Raw genomic sequence first — 23,707 nt, 5'->3', positions numbered from 1 at the left:
GCGCCACGCAAGCGAGCGTCAAACGCCCGTTTCAGGCCTTTGGCGCTTCTTTTCGGAGCCTTGGTTTACTTTTTGCTACTTCTAATTACCAACGTTTGTTTTTTGCGCTTGTTCCGCCCCAAAAGAGGTCCCGATGACCATTAGCGACGCACTCCACCGTTTGCTACTCGACAACCTCACCACCGCCACCATTCTGCTCGATGCCGAACTGCGCCTCGAGTACATGAACCCGGCGGCGGAGATGCTGCTGGCCATCAGCGGCCAGCGCAGCCATGGACAGTTCATCAGCGAGTTGTTTACCGAATCGACCGAAGCGCTGAACTCCTTGCGCCAGGCTGTCGAACAGGCCCACCCGTTCACCAAGCGCGAAGCCATGCTGACCGCCCTCACCGGCCAGACCCTGACCGTCGACTACGCGGTAACGCCGATTCTGAGCAATGGCGACACGATGCTGCTGCTTGAGGTCCACCCTCGCGACCGCTTGCTGCGGATCACCAAGGAAGAAGCACAGCTTTCCAAACAGGAGACCAGCAAGATGCTGGTGCGCGGGCTTGCCCATGAAATCAAGAACCCCTTGGGCGGGATTCGTGGCGCAGCGCAATTGCTGGCCCGGGAACTGCCGGAAGAAAGCCTGCGCGACTACACCAACGTCATCATCGAAGAAGCCGACCGCCTGCGTAACCTGGTCGATCGCATGCTCGGCTCCAACAAGCTGCCGTCACTGGCCCTGTGCAATGTCCACGAAGTGCTGGAGCGCGTCTGCCATCTGGTGGAAGCCGAAAGCCAGGGTTGCATCACGCTGGTGCGCGACTACGACCCTAGCATTCCCGACGTTTTGATCGACCGCGAACAGATGATTCAGGCCGTACTGAACATCGTGCGCAACGCAATGCAGGCCATCAGCAGCCAGAACGAGCTGCGCCTGGGCCGAATCAGCCTGCGCACCCGCACCATGCGCCAGTTCACCATCGGCCATGTGCGCCATCGCCTGGTGACCAAGATCGAGATCATCGACAACGGCCCCGGCATCCCTGCGGAGCTTCAGGAAACCATCTTCTTTCCCATGGTCAGCGGTCGCCCGGACGGTACCGGGCTCGGCCTGGCCATTACCCAGAACATCATCAGCCAGCACCAGGGCCTGATCGAATGTGACAGCCACCCCGGCCACACCACTTTCTCGATCTTTCTGCCACTGGAACAAGGAGCCACATCGACATGAGCCGTAGTGAAACCGTGTGGATCGTCGATGACGACCGTTCTATCCGTTGGGTCCTGGAAAAAGCCTTGCAACAGGAAGGCATGACCACGCAAAGCTTCGACAGCGCCGATGGCGTGATGAGCCGCCTGGCACGCCAGCAACCGGACGTGATCATTTCCGACATCCGCATGCCCGGCGCGAGTGGCCTGGACCTCCTGGCGCGGATTCGTGAGCAGCATCCACGGCTGCCGGTCATCATCATGACCGCTCATTCCGATCTGGACAGCGCTGTCGCGTCCTATCAGGGCGGCGCCTTCGAATACCTGCCCAAACCGTTCGATGTCGACGAAGCGGTTTCCCTGGTCAAGCGCGCCAACCAGCACGCCCAGGAGCAGCAAGGCCTGGAAGTCGTCCCGACATTGACCCGCACCCCGGAAATCATCGGCGAGGCGCCGGCGATGCAGGAGGTGTTCCGCGCCATCGGCCGCTTGAGCCATTCCAACATCACCGTGCTGATCAATGGCGAATCCGGTACCGGTAAAGAGTTGGTGGCCCACGCCCTGCACCGTCACAGCCCGCGCGCCGCTTCGCCGTTCATCGCGCTGAACATGGCGGCGATCCCCAAAGACCTGATGGAATCCGAACTGTTCGGCCACGAGAAAGGCGCGTTCACGGGCGCGGCCAACCTGCGTCGCGGGCGTTTTGAACAGGCGGACGGCGGCACGCTGTTCCTCGATGAAATCGGTGACATGCCCGCCGACACCCAGACCCGCTTGCTGCGGGTGCTGGCCGATGGCGAGTTTTACCGCGTCGGCGGTCATGTACCAGTGAAGGTCGATGTGCGCATCATCGCCGCGACTCACCAGAACCTGGAAACCCTGGTGCATGCCGGGAAATTCCGTGAGGACTTGTTCCATCGCCTCAACGTGATCCGCATCCATATCCCGCGCCTGTCGGATCGTCGCGAAGACATCCCGACCCTGGCCAAGCACTTCCTCAGCCGCGCAGCCCAGGAGCTGGCAGTCGAGCCCAAGCTGCTGAAAAACGAAACCGAGGAATACCTCAAGAACCTGCCGTGGCCGGGCAACGTGCGCCAACTGGAGAACACCTGTCGCTGGATCACGGTGATGGCTTCGGGTCGCGAAGTGCACATCGGCGACCTGCCGCCGGAGTTGCTGAGCCTGCCGCAGGATTCGGCACCGGTCACCAACTGGGAGCAAGCCCTGCGCCAATGGGCAGACCAGGCGCTGGCCCGTGGTCAATCGAGCCTGCTCGACAGCGCTGTGCCGGCCTTCGAGCGGATCATGATCGAGACCGCCCTCAAACACACCGCCGGTCGCCGCCGCGATGCCGCCGTTTTGCTGGGTTGGGGGCGTAACACCCTGACGCGCAAGATCAAGGAGTTGGGGATGAAGGTGGATGGTGGGGATGATGATGAGGGCGACGAAGCCTGAGTAATGACTGATTACTCACTGAACACACGATCCTGTGGGAGCGGGCTTGCTCGCGAAGGGGCCATAACATTCAACATCATTGTTGACTGTTACACCGCTTTCGCGAGCAAGCCCGCTCCCACATTCAAAGCTGCGTGCACCGCCTGAATGCACTGTGAACCGCAATCGCGCACAAAAACAGCTTCGAATCCCCATCTGCTTTCGCAATCGAATCCCTTTCGAAAAAACACGAAAGCCCCGAATCTCGGGGCTTTCAGCGTTTCAAACCGGCTTTTTTGTTTCTCTTTGTGAAAACTGGCACGCCCCCTGCAATAACCCTTTCAAGTGATTCAGATCACCGACCCGGTTTCGGGGACCTTGGTACAGGCAGGCCGGGGATTCCCCTCTTTACACCGGGCTCACACCGCAGCCGCGACGAGCCCAGCCGTTTTGGGGCCCTTGATACAGGCAGGTCAGGGGTTCCTTCTTTACACCAGGCTCACACCGCACTCGCGACGAGCCTCCCGTTTCGGGAACCTTGGTACAGGCAGGCCGGGGATTCCCTCTTTTATTGCTCCCGGAGATGGATCTCCAGCCGCCAGCGGTCATCGACCTCGCTACCGGCCCACTCGCCCTGCAGGGGTCGGGCCGCCACCAGCGTCAGCAGCAACCCTCCATCACTCAAACTTACCCGCCAGTTCACATCCTTGCCGCCAAGCTTGAGTTGGCCTTTCTGCGCCTGGCCCTCGGCGCCAAACAGCAGCGCGACACTGCCGTCGACGATTTCGCCATGGACCTTGGGTTCGTTGTTGAACCACACCACCAGCCCGTCGCCCGTCACCTCAACCTGCTGCAACTGACTCGGGTCTGGCGTGGTCAGGCGACCGATCATCAGGCCGATCATCATCCCGACAATCGCCAGCGAGCCCATCACCCGCAGGAATAGTTTCGAACGCACGTCTGCTTGCGGCGTAGAATGCGCGTCATCTTTACCTTCGGAGCCGTGCATGTTTCACGTCATCCTTTTCCAACCAGAAATTCCGCCGAATACCGGCAACGTTATCAGGCTGTGCGCCAACAGTGGCTGCCACCTGCATTTGATCGAGCCGCTGGGCTTCGAGATGGACGACAAGCGCCTGCGCCGCGCCGGCCTCGACTACCACGAGTATGCCACCTTGCAACGTCACGCCGACCTCGCCAGCTGCCTGGAAAGCCTCGGTCATCCACGCCTGTTCGCCTTCACCACCAAGGGCTCGCGGCCATTCCACGATGCCAGCTTCGCCCCAGGCGATGCGTTCCTGTTCGGCCCGGAAAGCCGGGGCTTGCCCGCCGAGGTGCTGGACGCCCTGCCCCCTGAGCAACGCCTGCGCCTGCCGATGCGCGAGGGCTGCCGCAGCCTGAACCTGTCGAATACGGTGGCCGTCGCGGTTTACGAAGCCTGGCGCCAGAACGACTTCAAATAACACCGCATAGCAAATGTGGGAGCGGGCTTGCTCGCGAAAGGGTCATCAACTTCAACATGAATGTTGACTGAAAAACCGCTTTCGCGAGCAAGCCCGCTCCCACATTGGACTTGCTTCGACGCTCAGAAATGCTTACTGAACAGTCGGCGTCTCGCCGGCAGCCTGCATGCGTTGCAGTTCTTGCGCATACAGCGCATCGAAGTTCACCGGAGCCAGCATCAGTGCCGGGAACGAACCACGGGTCACCAGGCTGTCCAGGGTTTCGCGAGCGTACGGGAACAGGATGTTCGGGCAGAACGCACCCAGGGTGTGGCTCATCGAAGCATCGTCCAGGTTCTTGATCAGGAAGATACCGGCCTGTTGCACTTCAGCGATGAACGCCACTTCGTCACCGTTTTTCACGGTAACCGACAGGGTCAGCACGACTTCGTGGAAGTCCGATTCCAGTGCCTTTTGACGGGTGTTCAGATCCAGGGCGACGCTCGGCTCCCACTGCTGGCGGAAGATCGCCGGGCTTTTCGGAGCTTCGAAGGACAGGTCACGCACATAAATGCGCTGCAAAGAGAATTGCGGTGCAGTTTCTTCTTCGTTCGCAGCAGTGTTCTGTTGGTCAGTCATCGCAGATCCTTCTTGATCCAGGGTTCTTTTAGGTTTGCTTGTTTGGGGTACTGGTGTCAGGCCCTGAGCAGCGCGTCGAGCTTGCCGGCGCGCTCAAGGGCGAACAAATCATCACAACCGCCCACGTGGGTGCTGCCGATCCAGATTTGCGGCACGGACGTACGTCCGGCCTTCTGGGCCATCGCAGCGCGCACCTGCGGCTTGCCATCGACCTTGATCTCTTCGAAGGCCACGCCTTTGTTCTCGAGCAGGTACTTGGCTCGCGAGCAGTAAGGGCAGTAATCGCTGGAATAGACGACGACGTTGCTCATATCACTTCACCAGCGGCAGATTGTCGGCTTTCCAGCTGGAAATACCGCCGGACAGCTTGGCGGCGGTGAAGCCGGATTTCATCAATTCACGAGCATGAGTGCCGGCGGTCTGGCCCATGGCATCGACCAGGATGATGGTCTTGGCCTTGTGCTTTTCCAGCTCGCCAACGCGGGCGATCAGTTTGTCCTGGGGAATGTTCAGCGCGCCGACAATGTGACCGGCGGCGAAATCCTTGGTTGGACGAATGTCGATCACCACGCCGGCGTCCTTGTTGACCAGGCCGGTCAGTTCGCCAGTGCTCAGGCTACGGCCGCCGCCCTGCATTTGATAGGCAATCAGCAACGCCAGCAGTACGACGAAGATACCGACGAGAATGTAGTGGTTAGTGGCAAATTGAATCAGGTTAGCAACCATCGAAGGAGGTTCCAGGGCGTTAAAATGTCGGCCAGTATACACAGCCACTATGGTGGGCCAAACCCCGTCCGGCGGTGACGCGGCCGGAACTTCGCTTTAAACTGCGACTCCCTTTTCCATCGCCCCTTTTTACTTGAGCCAGAGCGAATTCCATGACTACCACGCCTAAACCTTTGGTCCTGATGATTCTCGACGGCTTCGGTCACAGCGACAACCCCGAATCCAACGCCATTTTCGCGGCGAAAAAGCCTGTACTGGATCGCCTGTGGGCCACTGTGCCGAACGGCCTGATCTCGGGCAGCGGCATGGACGTCGGTCTTCCGGATGGCCAGATGGGCAACTCCGAAGTCGGTCACATGAACCTCGGCGCCGGTCGCGTGGTGTACCAGGACTTCACTCGCGTCACCAAATCGATCCGCGACGGCGAGTTCTTCGAGAACCCGACCATCTGCGCCGCCGTGGACAAAGCCGTCGCCGCCGGCAAAGCCGTGCATTTCATGGGCCTGCTGTCCGATGGCGGCGTGCATAGCCACCAGGATCACCTGGTCGCCATGGCCGAACTGGCCTTCAAGCGCGGCGCTCAAAACATCTACTTGCACGCCTTCCTCGACGGCCGTGACACGCCGCCAAAAAGTGCGCAATCCTCGATTGAACTGCTCGACGCCACTTTCCAGGCCCTGGGCAAAGGCCGGATCGCCAGCCTGATCGGCCGTTACTACGCCATGGACCGCGACAACCGTTGGGACCGTGTCTCCCAGGCCTACAACCTGATTGTCGATGGCCAGGGCGAATTCAACGCCGCCACCGCCCAGGAAGGCCTGCAAGCAGCCTACGAGCGCGGCGAGAGCGACGAATTCGTCAAAGCCACCTCCATTGGTGAGCCGGTAAAGGTCGAGGACGGCGACGCCGTGGTGTTCATGAACTTCCGCGCCGACCGCGCCCGCGAATTGACTCGCGTGTTCGTCGAAGACAACTTCAGTGAGTTCGAGCGTGCCCGCCAGCCGAAACTGGCCGGTTTCGTCATGCTGACCCAATACGCCGCCAGCATTCCTGCCCCGTCGGCCTTCGCCGCCGGCAGCCTGGAGAACGTGCTGGGCGATTACCTGGCAAAAAATGGCAAGACCCAGCTGCGCATCGCCGAAACAGAAAAATACGCCCACGTGACCTTCTTCTTCTCCGGCGGTCGCGAAGAACCGTTCCCGGGCGAAGAACGCATCCTGATTCCGTCGCCGAAAGTCGCTACCTATGACTTGCAGCCGGAAATGAGCGCACCGGAAGTTACCGACCGCATCGTCGACGCCATCGAAAACCAGCGTTACGACGTGATCGTGGTCAACTACGCCAACGGCGACATGGTCGGCCACAGCGGCGTGTTCGAAGCGGCGGTCAAGGCTGTTGAATGCCTTGACCTGTGCGTGGGCCGCATCGTCGACGCCCTGGAAAAAGTCGGCGGCGAAGCCTTGATCACGGCTGACCATGGCAACGTCGAGCAAATGTCCGACGAAACCACCGGCCAGGCGCACACGGCACACACCACCGAGCCGGTGCCGTTCATCTATGTCGGCAAGCGCGACCTGAAGGTTCGTGAAGGCGGCGTGCTGGCGGACGTGGCGCCGACCATGCTGAAGCTGTTGGGCCTTGAACAACCGGCGGAAATGACCGGGACTTCGATTCTGGTCTGATCGGATTTCCAAAACGCCACAAAATCTGTGGGAGCGAGCTTGCTCGCGATAGCAATCTGACAGCCAACATCTATGTTGAATGATCGGACGCCATCGCGAGCAAGCTCGCTCCCACAGTGGTTTTTGGAGTTTTTGAAATGGAATTCAGTCTGTCGCTTGCTCCAGTCATCACACAGTCAGAAATGGGCATTTTTTTTGCCGCCCATGGCGGGCATACTAGGCCGTCCCTTTCCCTGGTACCGCCCGCCCCTATGCTTCGCGTCCTGATAGCCCTAGCTCTGACTTGCCTGCTCCAACCGGCCTTTGCTGACGAGCGCGCAGACACCCAACAACAGTTGGACGCCACGCGTCAGGACATTGCCGAGCTGAAGAAGCTGCTGGGCAAGCTGCAGGAAGAAAAGTCCGGCGTGCAGAAAGAGCTCAAGGGCACCGAAACCGAAATGGGCAAGCTCGAGAAGCAGGTCGAAGCCCTGCAAAAAGAGCTGAAGAAAAGCGAAGCCGAGCTGCAGCGACTCGATGCGGAGAAAAAAAAACTCCAGAGCGCGCGCATTGAACAGCAACGACTGATTGCCATTCAGGCCCGGGCGGCCTACCAGAACGGTCGCCAGGAATACCTCAAGCTGCTGCTCAACCAGCAGAATCCGGAAAGATTCGCCCGTACCCTCACCTATTACGACTACCTGAGCCAGGCTCGCCTGGAGCAGCTGAAGAGTTTCAACGAAACCCTGCGCCAACTGTCCAATGTCGAGAAAGACATCGCCATGCAGCAGGCGCAACTGCTGGTGCAGCAAAGCAGCCTCGACACCCAGCGTGACGAACTCGAGAAAGTCCGCAAGGAGCGCCAGCAAGTCCTGGCCAAGCTCAATGACGACGTAAAGGCTCGCGATCAGAAACTGGCGGCGCGCGAGCAGGATCAGGCAGACCTGTCTAAAGTCCTTAAAACCATTGAAGAAACCTTGGCCCGCCAGGCCCGTGAGGCAGAAGAAGCGCGACAAAAAGCGCTGATTGCCCAGCAGGAAGCCGAAAAAAAGCGTTTACGTGAGGCCCAGGCGCAGGCAGATGCCAGCGACGACGCCCCACGCAAACCAGTCAGATCGATACCTGGCGCACTGGTTTCCAGTTCCGGCGAGACCTTTGGTGGTCCGTTTGCGTCAACCCGCGGCAAACTTCCGTGGCCTGTCGATGGTCGACTGCTGGCGCGCTACGGTGAAAGCCGTGGCGACGATGCCCGGACCAAGTGGGATGGCGTGATGATCGGCGCGTCTGCCGGCAGTACCGTGCATGCGGTGCATGGTGGTCGCGTAGTGTTTGCCGACTGGCTGCGAGGCGCCGGGTTGCTGGTGATCCTCGACCACGGCAACGGTTTTTTGAGTCTTTATGGTCACAACCAGACGCTGCTCAAGTCTGCGGGTGATGTGGTTAAAGCCGGTGAGTCCATCTCCACTGTCGGCAACAGTGGCGGGCAGGATACGCCAGCGCTGTATTTTGCTATTCGTCAGCAGGGTCACCCGAGTGATCCGGCGCAATGGTGCCGCGCGCAAGGATAAGCGCGTTACCTAATTCAGGAGTTTGTTAGACATGCTGCATTTGTCCCGCCTTACCTCGCTGGCCCTGACGATCGCCCTGGTGATCGGCGCGCCTCTGGCGTTTGCCGCTCAACCGGCCCCGGCGATTGCGCCTGCGGGCACTGCTGCGACCACCAAGGCGCCACTGCCGCTGGATGAGTTGCGCACCTTTGCCGAGGTGATGGACCGGATCAAGGCCGCTTATGTCGAACCGGTGGACGACAAGACCCTGCTGGAAAACGCCATCAAGGGCATGCTCAGCAACCTCGACCCGCATTCGGCTTACCTCGGCCCTGAAGATTTCGCCGAGTTGCAGGAAAGCACCAGCGGTGAATTCGGTGGCCTGGGCATTGAAGTCGGCGCCGAAGACGGCTTCATCAAAGTGGTGTCGCCGATTGATGACACCCCGGCTTCCAAGGCCGGCATTCAGGCCGGCGACTTCATCGTCAAGATCAACGGCCAACCCACCCGTGGCCAGAGCATGACCGAAGCCGTCGACAAGATGCGCGGCAAGATCGGCCAGAAAATCACCCTGACCCTGGTGCGCGACGGCGGCACGCCGTTCGACGTGACCCTGTCCCGCGCCGTCATCCAGGTCAAGAGCGTGAAGAGCCAGCTGCTGGAATCGGGCTACGGCTACATCCGCATCACCCAGTTCCAGGTCAAGACCGGTGAAGAGGTTTCCAAGGCGCTGGCCAAGCTGCGCAAGGAGAACGGCAAGAAGCTCAACGGCATCATCCTCGACCTGCGCAACAACCCGGGCGGTGTGTTGCAGGCGGCGGTGGAAGTGGTCGACCACTTCATCACCAAGGGCCTGATCGTCTACACCAAGGGCCGCATCGCCAACTCCGAGCTGCGCTTCTCTGCCACCGGCAAGGACGAAAGCGAAGCCGTGCCAATGGTCGTGCTGATCAACGGCGGCAGCGCCTCGGCTTCGGAAATTGTCGCCGGCGCCCTGCAGGACCAGAAACGCGCCGTGGTGATGGGCACCACCAGTTTCGGCAAGGGCTCGGTGCAAACCGTGCTGCCGCTGAACAATGATCGTGCATTGAAGATCACCACGGCGCTGTACTACACGCCGAATGGCCGTTCCATCCAGGCCCAGGGCATCGTCCCGGACATCGAAGTGCGCAAGGCCAAGATCACCAGCGAGCAGGACAACGACTACTTCAAGGAAGCCGACTTGCAGGGTCACCTGGGCAACGGCAACGGCGGTGCGGACAAACCGACCGGCTCCAGCAAGGCCAAGCCGATGCCACAGGACGATGATTACCAGCTGGCCCAGGCCCTGAGCCTGCTCAAAGGGCTGAGCATCACGTCCGGCCGTTGAGGATGCGCCTGCGGTACATTCTCGGCCTGCTTTGCTGTCTGGCGGGTGTTGTTCACGCAACACCCACCCCGACCACCCCGCAAAAAGCCTACCTGACCCTGATCATCGATGACCTGGGGCAGAACCTGCCCCGGGATCGCCGCGTGCTGGCCCTGCCCGGCCCGGTGACCACGGCAATCATGCCCGACACGCCTCACGCCACCGAATTCGCCCGCGAAGCCCATCGCGCGGGCAAGATCGTCATTCTGCACATGCCCATGGATCCGGCCACCGGACCGTTCGCCTGGCATCCCGAACTGCCTGTCGATGAGCTGGAAAAGCGCCTGAGCGCCGCGTTCAAAATGGTTCCCTACACCAGCGGCATCAACAATCACATGGGCAGCCGCATGACCGCACAACCCGCGGCCATGGCTTGGTTGATGGCAGATTTGCAACAACGGCACAAATTCTTCGTCGACAGCCGCACCAGCGCCCAGACCGTAGCCGCGGCCGAAGCGCAGAAAATCGGCCTGGCCAGCGTTTCGCGGGATGTGTTTCTCGACGATGAACGAACCGAAGCAGCGATCTTCAGCCAGTTGCAGACAGCGATCAGCCTTGCGCACAAGCAGGGTTCGGCGGTGATGATCGGGCATCCTTATCCACAGACACTCGCGGTGCTGGAGCGGGAGTTGCCGAAGCTGAAGGCTCAAGGAATTGAGTGGATTGATATCAGGCAGATGATCAGCGTGCGCGGTAATCGGGCCACCGCGGCACATGGGAAGGATGGGGTGTACCGCTAGAGCTACGCCGCAGAACCCATGTGGGAGCGGGCTTGCTCGCGAAGGCGTCGTGTCAGTCGACATTAATGGTGTCTGACAAACCGCCTTCGCGAGCAAGCCCGCTCCCACATTTAAGCACTGGGTGTTAGAGGTACCGCGCCATGATCTCGTCGACCTTGCCTTCCTTGCGCATCTGATCCAGCGCCGCCTGGAGCTTGGCCACCGTCTCGTCCGGCACGTCCTTGTTCAGTGCCAGGTACAGTTCGGCACTGTTGAAACGCAGTACGGTTTTCAACCCGTTTACCCCTTCCTGACGCGCCAGATAGCGCCCGGCCGGGTCACCGGTGGCCCACAGGTCGATCTGCCCGTTGACCAGTTTTTTCGCGTTGTCCTGATCGCGCAGTACAACAATAGGATTGAGCCCCTGCTTGGCCAGCGTCTCGGCAATCGCGTCGCCCTTGTAGGCGCCGATCTTGTACTTGCGCGCATCATTCAAGGTTTCGAGGGTGATCTTGCTGTCTGCCTTGGCCAGCATGATCCAGTCGTCTGGGCCGATTGGACCGACCCATTTGAACAGCTTCTCGCGATCCGGCAACCGCGCCATGACGAACACGCCATAGCCGGGTTTTTCCAGGGTGAGTTTGTAGATTCGCTCCCAAGGGAAACGCAGCGTCAGGCTGTAGGTAATGTTGGCGCGCTTGAAAATCTCGCGGACGATATCGGTGGCGATGCCATCGATGTTCTCGTCCTGAGCGAAGTTCTTGCCATTCTTCGCCATGTTGTAGGGCGGGAAGTTTTCAGTCAGCAACACCATGTCGGCATCGGGACTGTCTTTTGCGTGTGCTCCGCCGATGAACAACAGAGAAGCGCTGGCAAGGACGAGAAGAAAGCGTTTAAGCATGTCTGGCTACCGAAATCCATGGCGTACCCAAGAGTGCCTTGGGCACGCCATGATGTCCACTGGCCTGCACTGGTTTGTTCAGCGCATCACAATCCCGCGATGGGCCATATAAGCCTTGGCTTCCTGCACGGTGTATTCGCCGAAGTGGAAAATACTCGCCGCCAGAACCGCGCTGGCGTGACCTTCGATAATGCCATCGGCCAGGTGTTGCAGGTTGCCGACGCCACCGGAAGCGATCACCGGAATGCCCAGCGCATCGCTGATGGCGCGGGTGACGCCCAGGTCGAAACCGTTTTTCATGCCGTCCTGGTCCATGCTGGTAAGCAGAATCTCACCGGCGCCCAGGCCTTCCATTTTCTTTGCCCATTCGACAGCGTCGAGACCGGTTGGCTTGCGACCGCCATGGGTGAAGATTTCCCAGCGCGGAGTTTCGCCAGGTCCCGAAACCTTCTTCGCGTCGATCGCGACCACGATGCATTGCGAACCGAAATGCTGCGCGGCTTCGCCGACGAACTCAGGGTTGAACACCGCTGCGGTGTTGATCGAAACCTTGTCCGCGCCGGCATTGAGCAGGTTGCGGATGTCCTGCACGGTGCGCACGCCACCGCCCACGGTCAGCGGGATGAACACCTGGCTGGCCATGCGCTCGACGGTGTGCAGCGTGGTGTCGCGGCCATCGACGCTGGCAGTGATGTCGAGAAAGGTAATCTCGTCGGCGCCCTGCTCGTCATAACGACGGGCGATTTCCACCGGGTCGCCGGCGTCGCGGATATTTTCGAATTTCACACCCTTGACCACCCGGCCGTTGTCCACGTCCAGGCAAGGGATGATGCGTTTGGCCAGCGCCATGATCAGTCCTCAGCCTTTGTACGAATCGCAGAAAGCTTGCGCTTCGGCGACATCGAGGGTGCCTTCGTAAATCGCACGGCCGGTAATGGCGCCGATGATGCCCGGCGCCTTGGCGTCGAGCAGGGTCTTGATGTCGCCCAGGTTGTGGATACCGCCGGAAGCGATCACCGGGATCTTCGTTGCAGCAGCCAGTGCCGCGGTGAACGGAACGTTGCAGCCCTGCATCATGCCGTCTTTGGCGATGTCGGTATAAACGATCGCGGAAACGCCGTCGGCTTCGAATTGCTTGGCCAGGTCGATCACCTGAATGGTGCTGATTTCAGCCCAGCCGTCGGTGGCGACGAAGCCGTCTTTGGCGTCCAGGCCGACAATCACCTTGCCCGGGAATGCGCGGCAGGCTTCGGCAACGAAGGCCGGATCTTTCACGGCCTTGGTGCCGATGATCACGTAGCTGACGCCCGCTTTCACGTAGTGCTCGATGGTTTCCAGGGAGCGGATACCGCCACCGATCTGGATCGGCAGGTTCGGGTAGCGCTTGGCGATGGCGGTGACCACTTCGCCGTTGACCGGCTGGCCTTCGAAGGCGCCGTTCAGGTCGACCAGATGCAGACGGCGGCAACCGCCCTCCACCCACTTGGCAGCCATGCTCACCGGGTCATCGGAGAACACTGTGGAATCTTCCATGCGGCCCTGGCGCAGACGAACACAGGCACCGTCTTTAAGATCGATAGCGGGAATAATCAGCATCTGGCAAACCTTCAAATTTGAATGTTCAGCTTGGCTCGGAAATCAGTTTTTCTCGAGCGCCCACAGGTCGCTTTCGATGCTTTCGAACCTCTCCTTGAGGTGCGCCTGCACATCGAAAATCGCCCTGTTGTAATAGTGCGGAGCAATTTCACGGGTAAACAGCTCAAGAATCTCCGCCGCCTCGAACGAGCCGAGGTCGAGTTCGAAGCGGTCTTCCATGAAACGCTTGATCTTGCGATTGGCCTCGCTCTCCTGCTCGGGAGTGAGGGTCAGGATCGGCAGCTTCTTCTTGACGGCCATTTACCAGCGACCGTCCCACGCAGCGAAGTTCTGCAGCAACTGCAGGCCATGGGTATGGCTTTTCTCCGGGTGGAACTGCACGGCGAAACGCGAGCCTTCGGCCAGCGCCGCGGCGAAATCGACACCGTAGTGCCCGCCACCCACCACCTGCCGCGCGTTGGCGGCAGCGATGTAGTAGCTGTGCACGAAGTAGAAACGCGCCAGGTCCGGAATGTCATGCCACAGCGGGTGACTGACCTTCTGCTTCACTTCGTTCCAGCCCATGTGCGGGACTTTCAGGTGTTCGCCGTCCTCGACCAGATCCTTGCCGAAGAACTTCACCTGGCCCGGGAACAGGCCGATGCAGTCGACGCCGTCGTTCTCTTCGCTGGTGTCGAGCAAGGCTTGCATGCCCACGCAGATGCCAAGGAACGGTCGATCCTGGCTGACTTCACGCACCAGCGAATCGAAGCCGAGGCGACGTATCTCCGCCATGCAATCGCGAATGGCGCCAACGCCGGGGAAAACCACCCGGTCGGCTTCGCGAATCACGGTGGCTTCGCTGGTGATCAGCACCTTGCCGGCACCGACGTGCTCGAGGGCCTTGGCCACCGAGTGCAGGTTGCCCATGCCGTAATCGATAACCGCGACTGTCTGCATTACAGGACGCCCTTGGTCGAAGGCATTTGCCCGGCCATGCGGTCATCGAGCTCGACGGCCATGCGCAGGGCGCGACCGAAAGCCTTGAACACGGTTTCGATCTGGTGGTGGGTGTTGTGCCCACGCAGATTGTCGATGTGCAAGGTGACGTTGGCGTGGTTGACGAAGCCCTGGAAGAATTCCTGGAACAGGTCAACATCGAAGCCACCGACGGTGGCACGGGTGTAGGGAACATGCATCTGCAGGCCTGGACGGCCGGAGAAATCGATCACCACGCGCGACAGCGCTTCATCGAGCGGCACGTAGGCGTGACCGTAGCGACGGATGCCTTTCTTGTCGCCGATGGCTTTGGTGAAGGCCTGGCCGAGGGTGATACCGACGTCTTCCACGGTGTGGTGGTCATCGATATGCAGGTCGCCCTTGCTGACAATATCCAGGTCGATCAGCCCGTGACGGGCGATCTGGTCCAGCATGTGCTCAAGAAAAGGTACACCGATATCGAATCGGGCCTTTCCGGTGCCATCGAGGTTGATCGAGGCTTTGATCTGGGTTTCCAGAGTGTCGCGCTCGACAGACGCCTTACGTTCGGCCATCACCAGCTCCGCAAAATCATTGGGCGAAAAAGGCAGCCATTATAGGCGTGCGGGCGCCAAACAGAAACACGCGAGGTGATATCACTGACGGAGTGAATCCGGAGGTGTCGGCGATAGACATGTCCATACAAGCTATTTGGCGCACCACAAAACAACTGTGGGAGCGAGCCTGCTCGCGAAAGCGGTGGCTCAGCCAACACTTATGTCGACTGACACTCCCTCTTCGCGAGCAGGCTCGCTCCCACAGGCTGGGTGTCGGCCTGAGAGCTCTCAGGCCAGTCCCTTAGTGAAAGAGCACTGCCGTCTTCTGCAAGGTCACCCACACACCCCACGCCAACGGAATCACCACCACCAGCCACGCCGCCACCGCCAGCGGTTTGGTCCCAGGCGCGGCTTTCCACTCCAGCACGGTGCTGCTGTCAGCCCCTTTGTCATGGCCCAGCGCCTGTTCGGCGGCCAGTTCGGCGTCGGTCATGAAGTACTTGTCCGCCACCGGGCGCACCAGCAGGTTGCACAGGAAACCCAGCACCAGCAGGCCGGCGAGGATGTACAGCGTGATGTCGTACGCTGCTGCACGCTCAACGCCTATGCTCAGCTGATATTCACGCAGGTAGTTCACCAACACTGGACCGAGCACGCCGGCAGCCGCCCACGCCGTCAGCAGACGACCGTGAATCGCACCGACCATTTGCGTACCGAACAGGTCCGCCAGATACGCAGGAACAGTCGCGAAACCACCGCCGTACATCGACAGGATGACGCAGAACGCCGCCACGAATAGCGCGATGCTGCCCAGATGACCCAGGTTCGGAATCAGTCCGTACAGGGCAAAGCCCAAGGCGAAGAACACGAAGTAGGTGTTTTTGCGACCCAGGTAATCCGAGAACGAAGCCCAGAAGAAACGCCCGCCGATGTTGAACAGGCTCAGCAAACCGGTGAAACCGGCCGCGATGGCGGCGATCGAAGCCAGTTGCGAAGCGTCGAGTTGGCCGAACGCCAGGTCATTGCCCAACAACTTGCCACCGAACACTTCCTGCAACAGCGGCGACGCCATGCCGAGGATACCGATACCGGCCGATACGTTCAGGCACAGCACCAGCCACACCAGACGGAACTGCGGCGTCTTCCAGGCCACATTCACGTGAACATGACGATGAGTAATCATCGCGTTGGAGGCTTTTTTCGCCGGGGCGGTCCAGCCTTCAGGCTTCCAGCCGGTTGGCGGAACGCGGTAGGACAGCGCGCCACCGATCATGAACACGAAGTAGATCGCGGCCATGACCAGGAAGCTCTGCCACACGCCGACGCTGGTTGGCGAAGCGAAATGCCCCATCAGCGCTGCCGCCAGCGGAGCACCGACCATCGCACCACCGCCGAAGCCCATGATCGCCATGCCGGTGGCCATGCCGCGCTTGTCCGGGAACCACTTGATCAGCGTCGAGACCGGTGAAATGTAACCCAGGCCCAGGCCGATACCACCAATGACCCCGGAGCCGATCCACATCAGCCAGATCTGGTGGGTATACACGCCCAGCGCCGAAATCAGCAGACCGCCGCACCAGCACAGAGCCGATACAACCCCTGCCTTGCGTGGCCCGGCATGTTCCAGCCAGCCACCCCAGATGGCGGCCGAGCAACCCAGGAAGATGAAGAACAGGGTGTAGATCCAGCCGAGCATCGAGATCGGCCAGTCACACTGGGATGAAAAGACTTGTGCGATAAAACTCATGTCTGGCGCGCAGGCCACTGGCGCCGTGATGCCCAGCGCCTTGGACAGCGGCAACCAGAACACCGAAAAACCGTAGGCCATGCCGATGCACAAGTGGATGGCCAGCGCGGCCGGTGGCACCAGCCAACGGTTGAAACCGGGCCTGGCGATGATCCGCTCCTTGGACAGGAACGCAGGCTGGTCGGCGCCGAAGCCGTCCGCCGTGATGCTCGTGGTCATTGTGTATCCCCCAATTATCAGTAGGGTTCGCCAGCCACAGTTAACTCCCGGCCTTTATGCACGCAGACATGACCGTTTTTTGGTGGAGCGCCTTGTTGTGCGACAACAGGTCGCAGAAGGACGGACGAACGGGCAAAGGGTACCATCTGCCAGTGACAGAAAAACCAAACTGACATCACCTTTGGTACGTCGTCTGACCTCCATCGCTTCATGACCCCACAGGAATCACCATGCCGATCATTGTCGAGCCGCTGAACCAAGCCACGTCCCAGGATCGGCAGGATCTGCAGAAGATCTACCGCGACGCTCCAGACTGGTTGTTCGCCCCGTTTTCCGGCGAAGCGCAGTTGATCGAGGAGTGTTTACGCGACGGCACACTGATCGCCGGACGCTTCAACGATCGCCTGCTGGGCGCGGCCCGCTTGCAAAGGCACCAAGACGCCTGGCATTTGTCACAAATATGTGTGCGAAAAATTACCCGTCGCCGTGGTGTTGCCGAGCGACTGGTGGCCGAAGCGCAAAAAATGGCCGCTCAATCGGGCATGACGCTACGCCTGCTGGCGCCTGCCGGGCACCTGGAAGCGCAGGCGCTGGCCGCCAAGCTGAAACTGCCGCTGGATGTGCTGCCGGAGTGATCGCCGAACGGTCGTCCGTTCCGGGGCGCTATACTCCCCGGCTAAATTTTGAATTCGACTAATTACAAGGACTCGCCCATGAAAGCGTTCGGCAAAATCCTGGGTCTGGTACTTCTCGGGCTGTTGCTGATCATTGTGGCGCTGGGCTTTGCCCTGACCCACCTCTTCGATCCCAACGACTACAAAGACGAGATTCGCCAGATTGCCCGCGACAAAGCCCACATCGAGCTGACGCTCAATGGCGATATCGGCTGGAGCCTGTTCCCGTGGCTGGGCCTGGAGTTGCACGACGCCAGTGTCGCGACCATGGTCAAACCGACTGAACCGTACGCCGACTTGCAGATGCTCGGCCTGTCGGTGCGCGTACTACCGCTGCTGCGCCGTGAAGTGCAGATGAGCGACGTGCGCGTCGAAGGCCTGAACCTGCGCCTGAACCGCGACAAGCAGGGTCATGGCAACTGGGAGGACATCGGCAAGCTGCCTGCAACGGCCGGCACCGACGCGACCGGCACCCCGCCAGCCACTACCGAACCTGCGCCCGAAACCAGCGCCGCGGCGGAAAAACCGCCCCAGCCGATCCGCCTGGACATCGACAGCCTGACCGTGAACAACGCACGGGTCGAATACACCGACGAAAGAACCGGCAAGAGCTTCAGCGCCGAAAGCATTCAGTTGAGCACCGGCGCGGTCCATGACTCCGTCAACATTCCGCTCAAGCTCACGGCTTTCCTGTCAGCCAACCAGCCTGCACTGCGGGTGCGTACCGAACTCAACGGTGAGCTGCGCATCGCACGTGCACTGCAGCGCTATCAGTTCGAGGATATGAAGCTGACGGGGGAAGTGACCGGCGACCCCTTGCAAGGCAAGGCCGTGACGTTCTCCGCCCAGGGCCAGTTGGTGCTGGACAGGGCCGCCAACGTTGCCGAGTGGACCGGCATCAAGGTCTCTGCCAACCAGTTGCGGGCACTGGGTGAACTGAAGGTCAACGATCTGGACAAGACCCCACAGGTCAGCGGCGGCATCTCGATTGCCCAGTTCGACCTGGCGAAATTCGTCGACAGCATCGGCCAGAAACTCCCGGCCATGGCCGAAGGCAGCCTGAGCAAAGTCGAGCTGGTCAGCCGATTGGCCGCGACGCCGACCAGCCTGGCGCTTGACGACCTCAACCTGAAAGTCGACGACAGCACCTTCAGCGGCCGCATTGCCGTCGAAGACTTCGCCAAACAATCGCTGCGCGCCGTGCTCAAGGCCGATACCTTCAACGTCGACCGTTACCTGCCGCCGAAATCCGCCGAGGCCAATAGCGCGACACAAGTGCGTCAGGCCGAAGTCGCCAGCACCGAAGCCGATGCCATGGCCGGCGCCGGCAGCACGCCGTTGCCACCCGCGCCGACCAAGGACGCGTGGAGCAGCGAGCGCCTGTTGCCAGTGGAACGCTTGAGCAAGCTCGATGTGGACGCCGACCTGACCTTCGGCCAGTTGACCCTGCAGAAACTGCCGATCCATAACGCTGCGCTCAAGGCCACCGGCCAGGGCGGCCTGCTGACGCTGGCCAACCTGCGCGGCGACCTGTACGAGGGCAACTTCGAAACCACCGGCACGCTCGATGTGCGCCAGCCAGTGCCGGCGCTGAATCTGCAGACGAAGATCAGCCGGGTACCGGCGGAAAAAATCCTCGAAAGCCAAGGCAAGAATCCACCGGTCAAGGGCCTGGTCACGCTCAACAGCAACCTGACCGGCAACGGCAACAGCCAGAAGGCGTTGATCGAAACCCTCAACGGCAACGCCAGCTTCGTCATCAACAATGGCGTGCTGCTCAACGCCAACCTTGAGCAACAGCTGTGCAAAGGCATCGCTACGCTCAACCGCAAAACCCTCAGCGGCGAGCCACGCGGCAAGGACACTCCGTTCCAGGAGCTCAAGGGCAACCTGACCTTGCGCAACGGCGTAGCCAGCAACCCGGACCTGAAAGTGCGCATCCCGGGCATGACCGTCAAGGGTGACGGTGACATCGATCTGCGAGTGCTGGGCATGGACTACCGAGTCGGCATCATCGTCGAAGGCGATACCAGCGCCATGCCGGACCCGGCCTGTCAGGTCGGCGACAAGTTTGTCGGCATCGAGTGGCCACTGCGCTGCCGTGGCCCGCTGGAGCTGGGCGCCAAGGCCTGCCGTTTGGATAACGACCGCATGAGCCAGGTCGCGACCAAGTTGGCTGGCGAGAGGATCAGCGAAAAAATCGACGAAAAATGGGGCGACAAAGTCGACCCTAAACTGAAAGACGCGCTCAAGGAACTGTTCAAGCGATGAGAGCCGAGCAGTTTTCAACGGCGGTGCTGGACTGGTTCGACCGCCACGGCCGTCACGATTTGCCCTGGCAGCAGGACATCAACCCGTATCGGGTTTGGGTCTCGGAAATCATGCTGCAGCAGACCCAGGTCAGCACCGTGCTGAACTACTTCGACCGCTTCATGGCCTCGTTGCCAACGGTCCAAGCCCTGGCGGCGGCACCGGAAGACGAAGTGCTGCACCTGTGGACCGGCCTGGGTTACTACACCCGCGCGCGCAATTTGCAGAAGACCGCGAAAATCGTCGTCGAGCAGTACGGCGGCGAATTTCCCCGAGACGTTGAAAAACTCACCGATCTGCCGGGGATCGGCCTGTCCACCGCCGGCGCCATTGCCAGCATCAGCATGGGCCTGCGCGCGCCGATCCTCGATGGCAACGTCAAACGCGTCCTGGCGCGCTTTACCGCGCAAGAGGGCTACCCGGGCGAGCCGAAGGTCGCCAGACAGCTCTGGGCCAACGCTGAGCGCTTTACGCCTCACGACCGGGTCAACGCCTACACCCAGGCGATGATGGACCTCGGTGCCACGCTCTGCACCCGCAGCAAACCGAGCTGCCTGCTGTGCCCGCTGGAAAAAGGCTGCGAAGCGCACATGCTTGGCCTGGAAACCCGTTACCCGATCCCCAAGCCGCGCAAGGCCATCCCGCAGAAGCGCACGCTGATGCCGATGCTGGCCAACGCCGAAGGCGCCATCCTGCTTTACCGTCGCCCCTCTACGGGCCTCTGGGGCGGCTTGTGGAGCCTGCCGGAGCTCGACGACCTCGACGACCTGTCACACCTGGCCGCGCAGCACTCGCTGGAACTGGGCACCCAACAGGCATTGCCGAGCCTGGTGCACACCTTCAGCCATTTTCAGTTATCCATCGAACCCTGGCTGGTTCAGGTCCAGGAGACCGGCCATCACGTGGCCGAGGCCGACTGGCTCTGGTATAACCTCGCCACCCCGCCGCGCCTGGGCCTTGCCGCCCCGGTCAAAACCTTGCTCGAACGCGCGGCCGCCGTATTGAACGCAGGAGAGTCGTCATGACCCGCACCATCATGTGCCGCAAGTACAAAGAAGAATTGCCAGGCCTGGAGCGCGCTCCCTTCCCGGGCGCCAAAGGCCAGGACATTTTTGACCACGTCTCGGCCAAGGCCTGGGCCGACTGGCAAAAACACCAGACCCTGCTGATCAACGAAAAACGCCTGAACATGATGAACGCCGAAGATCGCAAATATCTTCAGGGCGAGATGGACAAGTACTTCTCCGGCGAGGATTACGCCAAGGCCGAAGGCTACGTGCCGCCGTCGGAATAACCCCGATTTATTGGGGGTCGGAACGTAAGCGACGGTAATAATTAAAATTTTTTTGAAAACTTGCTTGACGACCCCCTGAAAAACCCGTTTAATGCGCCCCGTTGCCCAGATAGCTCAGTCGGTAGAGCAGGGGATTGAAAATCCCCGTGTCGGCGGTTCGATTCCGTCTCTGGGCACCAAAATACCGAAAAACCCCAAGCGAAGATGATTCCTTGGGGTTTTTTATTGCCTGCGATTTGATGACCGCCGAACCAGGCCCTTAACACTTTCCCATGACCCATCATTCCAGCCATTCCCCCCTCCTTTCAAAAACAAATGGCTTTCGAAACTCTTGAAGCTATCGCCGAGAGCTCGCCCAAGTCGCATCCACTGACGCCGACTCAGCTACCGATTTGATTACCTGACTGATGGCAGTTTGACGCTATCGTTTTGCCCTGTAGACTGCCAGGCACTTCCGCTTCCTCTTTGCATAAAAGGAATTTGCAATGCCAACCCTGGGCGAAATCCGCGTCAACCCTACGACTGGCTATCATTCCGAGCCCTCCCTCACGGCCCTGAAAGATGGTGGTTACATCGTGGCGTGGAGCGATCAGGGAACAAGCACCACCGATTACATCTACACCCAGCGCTATAACGCCAGTGGCGTGAAGGTCGGCGGGCCAGCCCTCGTCAACACCGTTACCAACAGCGCACAGGAAGATCCCACCATTACCGCATTGGCCAACGGCGGCTACGTGGTCGCCTGGCAATCGGATAGATTCGACGATATGTCGGACATCGCCGCCCAGGTCTACAACGCCAATGGCGCCAAGGTTGGAAGTGAGTTCATCGTCAACACAACCAGAATCGGCATACAGGACAGCGCAGAGATCACCGCGCTTAAAGACGGCGGTTTTGTGGTGTCCTGGGCTTCGTACGGTCAGGACGGCAGTGGCTGGGGCGGTTACCTGCAGCGCTATAACGCCAGCGGGGCGAAGGTCGGTGTGGAAACACGCGTCTCTACCACCACTCAGTACGACCAGGATGGCCCTACCGTCACCGGCCTTGCCGATGGCGGCATGATGGTGGTTTGGGAGGGGAACGGAAAAGACGATACCGCCGGCATCTTCGGCCAGCGGTTCAAGGCCGACGGCAGTAAATCCGGCGCAGAAATTCGCATCAATACCAGGATTGCCGACGATCAGACAGACCCGGTTGTGAAGGTTCTGAGTAGCGGTAACTACGTCGTCACCTGGCAATCGGCTCCCGACGATGGTGATGGCGACGACGAAACCGATGCCCCAGGCGACATCTACGCGCAGCTTTTCAATGCCGCCGGCGTAAAGGTGGGCGCAGAAACCCGGGTGAACACCACCATTACAGGCAATCAGGAAGAACCCAACGTCACCGCCATGATGAATGGCGGTTATCTGGTGACTTGGGCAGGCCAAGGCATCGGTGATGCAAATGGCATCTTCTGCCAACTCTTCAATGCCAGTGGCGTCAAGGTGGGTACCGAAACCCGCATCAATACCACGACCACCGGCAATCAATTGTTCTCCCAGGTAACGACATTGGCCGATGGCGGCTATGTGGTTGCCTGGGAGTCCTCTGTGGTGAATGGGCAAGTTGATGTTTATACCCAGCGCTTTGACGCGAACGGCAACAAGGTTTCCAGCCTGACAGGCGATGCCTTGGCCAACACCCTGACCTGGACCGGCGCCGGCAGCGTGATCATCGACGGCGGCGCGGGCAACGACACGCTTACAGGTGGCCGTGCCAACGACCATCTGAACGGCGGAGCAGGCAATGACTCGCTCAATGGTGCAGCCGGTGCCGACCGCCTGACCGGCGGCGACGGCTCCGACCTCTACTACGTCGACAATGCCGGCGATATCGTCAGCGAAACCAATGCCACGGCCAGCATCGGCGGCACCGATAGCATCTATAGCTTCCTCGGTGCCTACACCCTGGGAAACAATGTCGAGAACCTGCGCTTGCTGTCGACCGGCGCTGCCAGCGGCACCGGTAACAGCCTCAACAACATCATCGACGCCGGGGTCGGCAACAACATCCTCGATGGTGGCGCCGGTATCGATTCCTTGTCCTATGCCTATGCCACGGCGGCGGTGACGGCCAACCTGGCGCTGACCACTGCACAAGCCACCGGTGGTTCCGGTTCCGACACCCTGTTGAACTTCGAAAACCTCACGGGCAGCGCCTATCACGACAAGCTCACCGGCAATGCGCTTGCCAACACCCTCACTGGCGGCGCCGGCAACGACACGCTCACCGGTGGAGCTGGCAACGACCTGTTGATCGGCGGCACGGGCCTGGACAAGCTTTATGGTGGCACCGGGGCCGACAAGTTCGACTTCAATGCCTTGAGTGAAATGGGCCTGGGCGCCGCCCTGCGCGATGTCATTGGTGACTTCAAGACCAGCGAAGGCGACAAGATCGACCTGTCGACCCTGGACGCCAACCTGGCGACAGCGGCCAACGATGCGTTCAGCTTCATCGGTTCCAGTGCGTTCAGCAGCAATGCCGCAGGGCAGGTACGGTTCGCCGGCGGCATTCTCTACGGCAGCACCGACGCCGACACTGCCGCTGAGTTCGAAATTCAGTTGCTGGGGGTGAACACACTGAAAGTTACCGACCTGATTGCCTGATCGGCCGGACATTGCATATCCGATGTTTCAT

23 protein-coding genes and 1 tRNA gene are annotated in these 23,707 nt (G+C 60.4%); 13 read left to right on the top strand and 11 right to left on the bottom strand.

Annotated elements, in window-relative coordinates; all coding sequences use genetic code 11:
- The first annotated feature begins 133 nt into the window (after nucleotides 1–133).
- Together glnL and ntrC are read left to right on the top strand one after the other, a co-directional pair.
- Complete coding sequence (glnL, locus tag ACXX83_RS26265; protein ID WP_015093088.1) at nucleotides 134–1,219, top strand: nitrogen regulation protein NR(II); 1,086 nt, start codon at nucleotides 134–136, stop codon at nucleotides 1,217–1,219.
- Nucleotides 1,216–2,652: a nitrogen regulation protein NR(I) gene (gene ntrC, locus ACXX83_RS26260; protein WP_015093087.1), complete on the top strand. Its 1,437-nt coding sequence runs from the start codon at nucleotides 1,216–1,218 to the stop codon at nucleotides 2,650–2,652. The genes glnL and ntrC overlap by 4 nt, the downstream gene beginning before the upstream one ends.
- Nucleotides 2,653–3,199: 547 nt before the next feature.
- Here ntrC and ACXX83_RS26255 read toward each other — a convergent pair.
- Nucleotides 3,200–3,640: a hypothetical protein gene (locus ACXX83_RS26255; protein WP_458550002.1), complete on the bottom strand. Its 441-nt coding sequence runs from the start codon at nucleotides 3,638–3,640 to the stop codon at nucleotides 3,200–3,202.
- Between ACXX83_RS26255 and ACXX83_RS26250 the strand changes: the two genes are divergently transcribed.
- A complete protein-coding gene (locus ACXX83_RS26250) occupies nucleotides 3,639–4,094 on the top strand; it encodes a tRNA (cytidine(34)-2'-O)-methyltransferase (protein ID WP_015093085.1) in 456 nt (151 codons plus the stop codon). The two genes, ACXX83_RS26255 and ACXX83_RS26250, sit on opposite strands and share 2 nt — an antisense overlap.
- Nucleotides 4,095–4,226: 132 nt before the next feature.
- Here ACXX83_RS26250 and secB read toward each other — a convergent pair whose 3' ends face one another.
- The 3 genes from secB to ACXX83_RS26235 are packed head-to-tail and all read right to left on the bottom strand — an operon-like array spanning nucleotide 4,227 to nucleotide 5,438.
- Nucleotides 4,227–4,712, bottom strand: coding sequence for a protein-export chaperone SecB (secB, locus tag ACXX83_RS26245; RefSeq protein ID WP_015093084.1), 486 nt, complete (start codon nucleotides 4,710–4,712; stop codon nucleotides 4,227–4,229).
- A gap of 56 nt (nucleotides 4,713–4,768) precedes the next feature.
- Nucleotides 4,769–5,023 (bottom strand): glutaredoxin 3, encoded by a 255-nt coding sequence (gene grxC, locus ACXX83_RS26240; protein WP_007972741.1) that lies wholly within the window; start codon nucleotides 5,021–5,023, stop codon nucleotides 4,769–4,771.
- Between the two features lies 1 nt (nucleotide 5,024).
- Nucleotides 5,025–5,438, bottom strand: a complete 414-nt coding sequence (locus ACXX83_RS26235; RefSeq protein WP_015093082.1) for a rhodanese-like domain-containing protein — start codon at nucleotides 5,436–5,438, stop codon at nucleotides 5,025–5,027.
- Between the two features lie 152 nt (nucleotides 5,439–5,590).
- Here ACXX83_RS26235 and gpmI point away from each other — a divergent pair, with 152 nt between their 5' ends.
- From gpmI to ACXX83_RS26215, 4 genes are all read left to right on the top strand, one after another.
- Nucleotides 5,591–7,120, top strand: coding sequence for a 2,3-bisphosphoglycerate-independent phosphoglycerate mutase (gpmI, locus tag ACXX83_RS26230; RefSeq protein WP_015093081.1), 1,530 nt, complete (start codon nucleotides 5,591–5,593; stop codon nucleotides 7,118–7,120).
- A 251-nt stretch (nucleotides 7,121–7,371) separates the two neighbouring features.
- Nucleotides 7,372–8,667, top strand: a complete 1,296-nt coding sequence (locus ACXX83_RS26225) for a murein hydrolase activator EnvC family protein (RefSeq protein WP_458550001.1) — start codon at nucleotides 7,372–7,374, stop codon at nucleotides 8,665–8,667.
- 31 nt (nucleotides 8,668–8,698) lie between these two features.
- On the top strand, nucleotides 8,699–10,015 hold the full coding sequence (locus tag ACXX83_RS26220) for a S41 family peptidase (protein ID WP_458550000.1): 1,317 nt from the start codon (nucleotides 8,699–8,701) through the stop codon (nucleotides 10,013–10,015).
- 2 nt (nucleotides 10,016–10,017) lie between these two features.
- Entirely contained in the window at nucleotides 10,018–10,794 is a 777-nt protein-coding gene (locus ACXX83_RS26215) for a divergent polysaccharide deacetylase family protein (protein WP_458549999.1), read from the top strand.
- Nucleotides 10,795–10,918: 124 nt separating this feature from the next.
- Here the strand turns inward: ACXX83_RS26215 and ACXX83_RS26210 are convergent, their stop codons facing one another.
- The 7 genes from ACXX83_RS26210 to ACXX83_RS26180 form a co-directional block, all read right to left on the bottom strand.
- A complete protein-coding gene (locus ACXX83_RS26210; protein WP_217836924.1) occupies nucleotides 10,919–11,674 on the bottom strand; it encodes a substrate-binding periplasmic protein in 756 nt (251 codons plus the stop codon).
- A gap of 78 nt (nucleotides 11,675–11,752) precedes the next feature.
- A complete protein-coding gene (gene hisF / locus ACXX83_RS26205; protein ID WP_007972752.1) occupies nucleotides 11,753–12,523 on the bottom strand; it encodes an imidazole glycerol phosphate synthase subunit HisF in 771 nt (256 codons plus the stop codon).
- A gap of 9 nt (nucleotides 12,524–12,532) precedes the next feature.
- Nucleotides 12,533–13,270 carry a 1-(5-phosphoribosyl)-5-[(5-phosphoribosylamino)methylideneamino]imidazole-4-carboxamide isomerase gene (gene hisA, locus ACXX83_RS26200; protein ID WP_007972753.1) on the bottom strand — a complete coding sequence of 246 codons (738 nt, stop codon included), beginning with the start codon at nucleotides 13,268–13,270 and terminating at the stop codon, nucleotides 12,533–12,535.
- 42 nt (nucleotides 13,271–13,312) lie between these two features.
- Complete coding sequence (locus tag ACXX83_RS26195; protein WP_458549998.1) at nucleotides 13,313–13,570, bottom strand: DUF2164 domain-containing protein; 258 nt, start codon at nucleotides 13,568–13,570, stop codon at nucleotides 13,313–13,315.
- Nucleotides 13,571–14,209 carry an imidazole glycerol phosphate synthase subunit HisH gene (hisH, locus tag ACXX83_RS26190; protein ID WP_458549997.1) on the bottom strand — a complete coding sequence of 213 codons (639 nt, stop codon included), beginning with the start codon at nucleotides 14,207–14,209 and terminating at the stop codon, nucleotides 13,571–13,573.
- A complete protein-coding gene (hisB, locus tag ACXX83_RS26185; RefSeq protein ID WP_003186751.1) occupies nucleotides 14,209–14,802 on the bottom strand; it encodes an imidazoleglycerol-phosphate dehydratase HisB in 594 nt (197 codons plus the stop codon). Before hisB ends, hisH begins: the two co-directional genes overlap by 1 nt.
- 283 nt (nucleotides 14,803–15,085) lie before the next feature.
- Nucleotides 15,086–16,750: an OFA family MFS transporter gene (locus tag ACXX83_RS26180; protein WP_458549996.1), complete on the bottom strand. Its 1,665-nt coding sequence runs from the start codon at nucleotides 16,748–16,750 to the stop codon at nucleotides 15,086–15,088.
- A 230-nt stretch (nucleotides 16,751–16,980) separates the two neighbouring features.
- Here ACXX83_RS26180 and panM point away from each other — a divergent pair, with 230 nt between their 5' ends.
- From panM to ACXX83_RS26150, 6 genes are all read left to right on the top strand, one after another.
- Nucleotides 16,981–17,385 (top strand): aspartate 1-decarboxylase autocleavage activator PanM, encoded by a 405-nt coding sequence (gene panM, locus ACXX83_RS26175; protein WP_126048697.1) that lies wholly within the window; start codon nucleotides 16,981–16,983, stop codon nucleotides 17,383–17,385.
- A 78-nt stretch (nucleotides 17,386–17,463) separates the two neighbouring features.
- Nucleotides 17,464–19,695, top strand: coding sequence for an AsmA family protein (locus ACXX83_RS26170; RefSeq protein WP_458549995.1), 2,232 nt, complete (start codon nucleotides 17,464–17,466; stop codon nucleotides 19,693–19,695).
- Nucleotides 19,692–20,759, top strand: coding sequence for an A/G-specific adenine glycosylase (gene mutY, locus ACXX83_RS26165; protein ID WP_458549994.1), 1,068 nt, complete (start codon nucleotides 19,692–19,694; stop codon nucleotides 20,757–20,759). The genes ACXX83_RS26170 and mutY overlap by 4 nt, the downstream gene beginning before the upstream one ends.
- Nucleotides 20,756–21,028, top strand: a complete 273-nt coding sequence (locus tag ACXX83_RS26160; RefSeq protein ID WP_007972770.1) for an oxidative damage protection protein — start codon at nucleotides 20,756–20,758, stop codon at nucleotides 21,026–21,028. The genes mutY and ACXX83_RS26160 overlap by 4 nt, the downstream gene beginning before the upstream one ends.
- Before the next feature lie 103 nt (nucleotides 21,029–21,131).
- Nucleotides 21,132–21,207 (top strand) — tRNA-Phe (locus ACXX83_RS26155).
- Nucleotides 21,208–21,513: 306 nt separating this feature from the next.
- Nucleotides 21,514–23,676 carry a calcium-binding protein gene (locus tag ACXX83_RS26150; protein ID WP_458549993.1) on the top strand — a complete coding sequence of 721 codons (2,163 nt, stop codon included), beginning with the start codon at nucleotides 21,514–21,516 and terminating at the stop codon, nucleotides 23,674–23,676.
- The last annotated feature ends 31 nt before the right edge of the window (nucleotides 23,677–23,707 follow it).

This window comes from Pseudomonas sp. GNP012 (assembly GCF_054343835.1).
This window is presented reverse-complemented; position numbering and strand designations above follow the sequence as displayed.

Coding starts and splice junctions, on each gene's coding strand:
- glnL (WP_015093088.1), top strand. CDS start 134: ATGACCATTAGCGACGCACTCCACCGTTTGCTACTCGACAACCTCACC.
- ntrC (WP_015093087.1), top strand. CDS start 1,216: ATGAGCCGTAGTGAAACCGTGTGGATCGTCGATGACGACCGTTCTATC.
- ACXX83_RS26250 (WP_015093085.1), top strand. CDS start 3,639: ATGTTTCACGTCATCCTTTTCCAACCAGAAATTCCGCCGAATACCGGC.
- ACXX83_RS26255 (WP_458550002.1), bottom strand. CDS start 3,640: ATGCACGGCTCCGAAGGTAAAGATGACGCGCATTCTACGCCGCAAGCA.
- secB (WP_015093084.1), bottom strand. CDS start 4,712: ATGACTGACCAACAGAACACTGCTGCGAACGAAGAAGAAACTGCACCG.
- grxC (WP_007972741.1), bottom strand. CDS start 5,023: ATGAGCAACGTCGTCGTCTATTCCAGCGATTACTGCCCTTACTGCTCG.
- ACXX83_RS26235 (WP_015093082.1), bottom strand. CDS start 5,438: ATGGTTGCTAACCTGATTCAATTTGCCACTAACCACTACATTCTCGTC.
- gpmI (WP_015093081.1), top strand. CDS start 5,591: ATGACTACCACGCCTAAACCTTTGGTCCTGATGATTCTCGACGGCTTC.
- ACXX83_RS26225 (WP_458550001.1), top strand. CDS start 7,372: ATGCTTCGCGTCCTGATAGCCCTAGCTCTGACTTGCCTGCTCCAACCG.
- ACXX83_RS26220 (WP_458550000.1), top strand. CDS start 8,699: ATGCTGCATTTGTCCCGCCTTACCTCGCTGGCCCTGACGATCGCCCTG.
- ACXX83_RS26215 (WP_458549999.1), top strand. CDS start 10,018: ATGCGCCTGCGGTACATTCTCGGCCTGCTTTGCTGTCTGGCGGGTGTT.
- ACXX83_RS26210 (WP_217836924.1), bottom strand. CDS start 11,674: ATGCTTAAACGCTTTCTTCTCGTCCTTGCCAGCGCTTCTCTGTTGTTC.
- hisF (WP_007972752.1), bottom strand. CDS start 12,523: ATGGCGCTGGCCAAACGCATCATCCCTTGCCTGGACGTGGACAACGGC.
- hisA (WP_007972753.1), bottom strand. CDS start 13,270: ATGCTGATTATTCCCGCTATCGATCTTAAAGACGGTGCCTGTGTTCGT.
- ACXX83_RS26195 (WP_458549998.1), bottom strand. CDS start 13,570: ATGGCCGTCAAGAAGAAGCTGCCGATCCTGACCCTCACTCCCGAGCAG.
- hisH (WP_458549997.1), bottom strand. CDS start 14,209: ATGCAGACAGTCGCGGTTATCGATTACGGCATGGGCAACCTGCACTCG.
- hisB (WP_003186751.1), bottom strand. CDS start 14,802: ATGGCCGAACGTAAGGCGTCTGTCGAGCGCGACACTCTGGAAACCCAG.
- ACXX83_RS26180 (WP_458549996.1), bottom strand. CDS start 16,750: ATGACCACGAGCATCACGGCGGACGGCTTCGGCGCCGACCAGCCTGCG.
- panM (WP_126048697.1), top strand. CDS start 16,981: ATGCCGATCATTGTCGAGCCGCTGAACCAAGCCACGTCCCAGGATCGG.
- ACXX83_RS26170 (WP_458549995.1), top strand. CDS start 17,464: ATGAAAGCGTTCGGCAAAATCCTGGGTCTGGTACTTCTCGGGCTGTTG.
- mutY (WP_458549994.1), top strand. CDS start 19,692: ATGAGAGCCGAGCAGTTTTCAACGGCGGTGCTGGACTGGTTCGACCGC.
- ACXX83_RS26160 (WP_007972770.1), top strand. CDS start 20,756: ATGACCCGCACCATCATGTGCCGCAAGTACAAAGAAGAATTGCCAGGC.
- ACXX83_RS26150 (WP_458549993.1), top strand. CDS start 21,514: ATGCCAACCCTGGGCGAAATCCGCGTCAACCCTACGACTGGCTATCAT.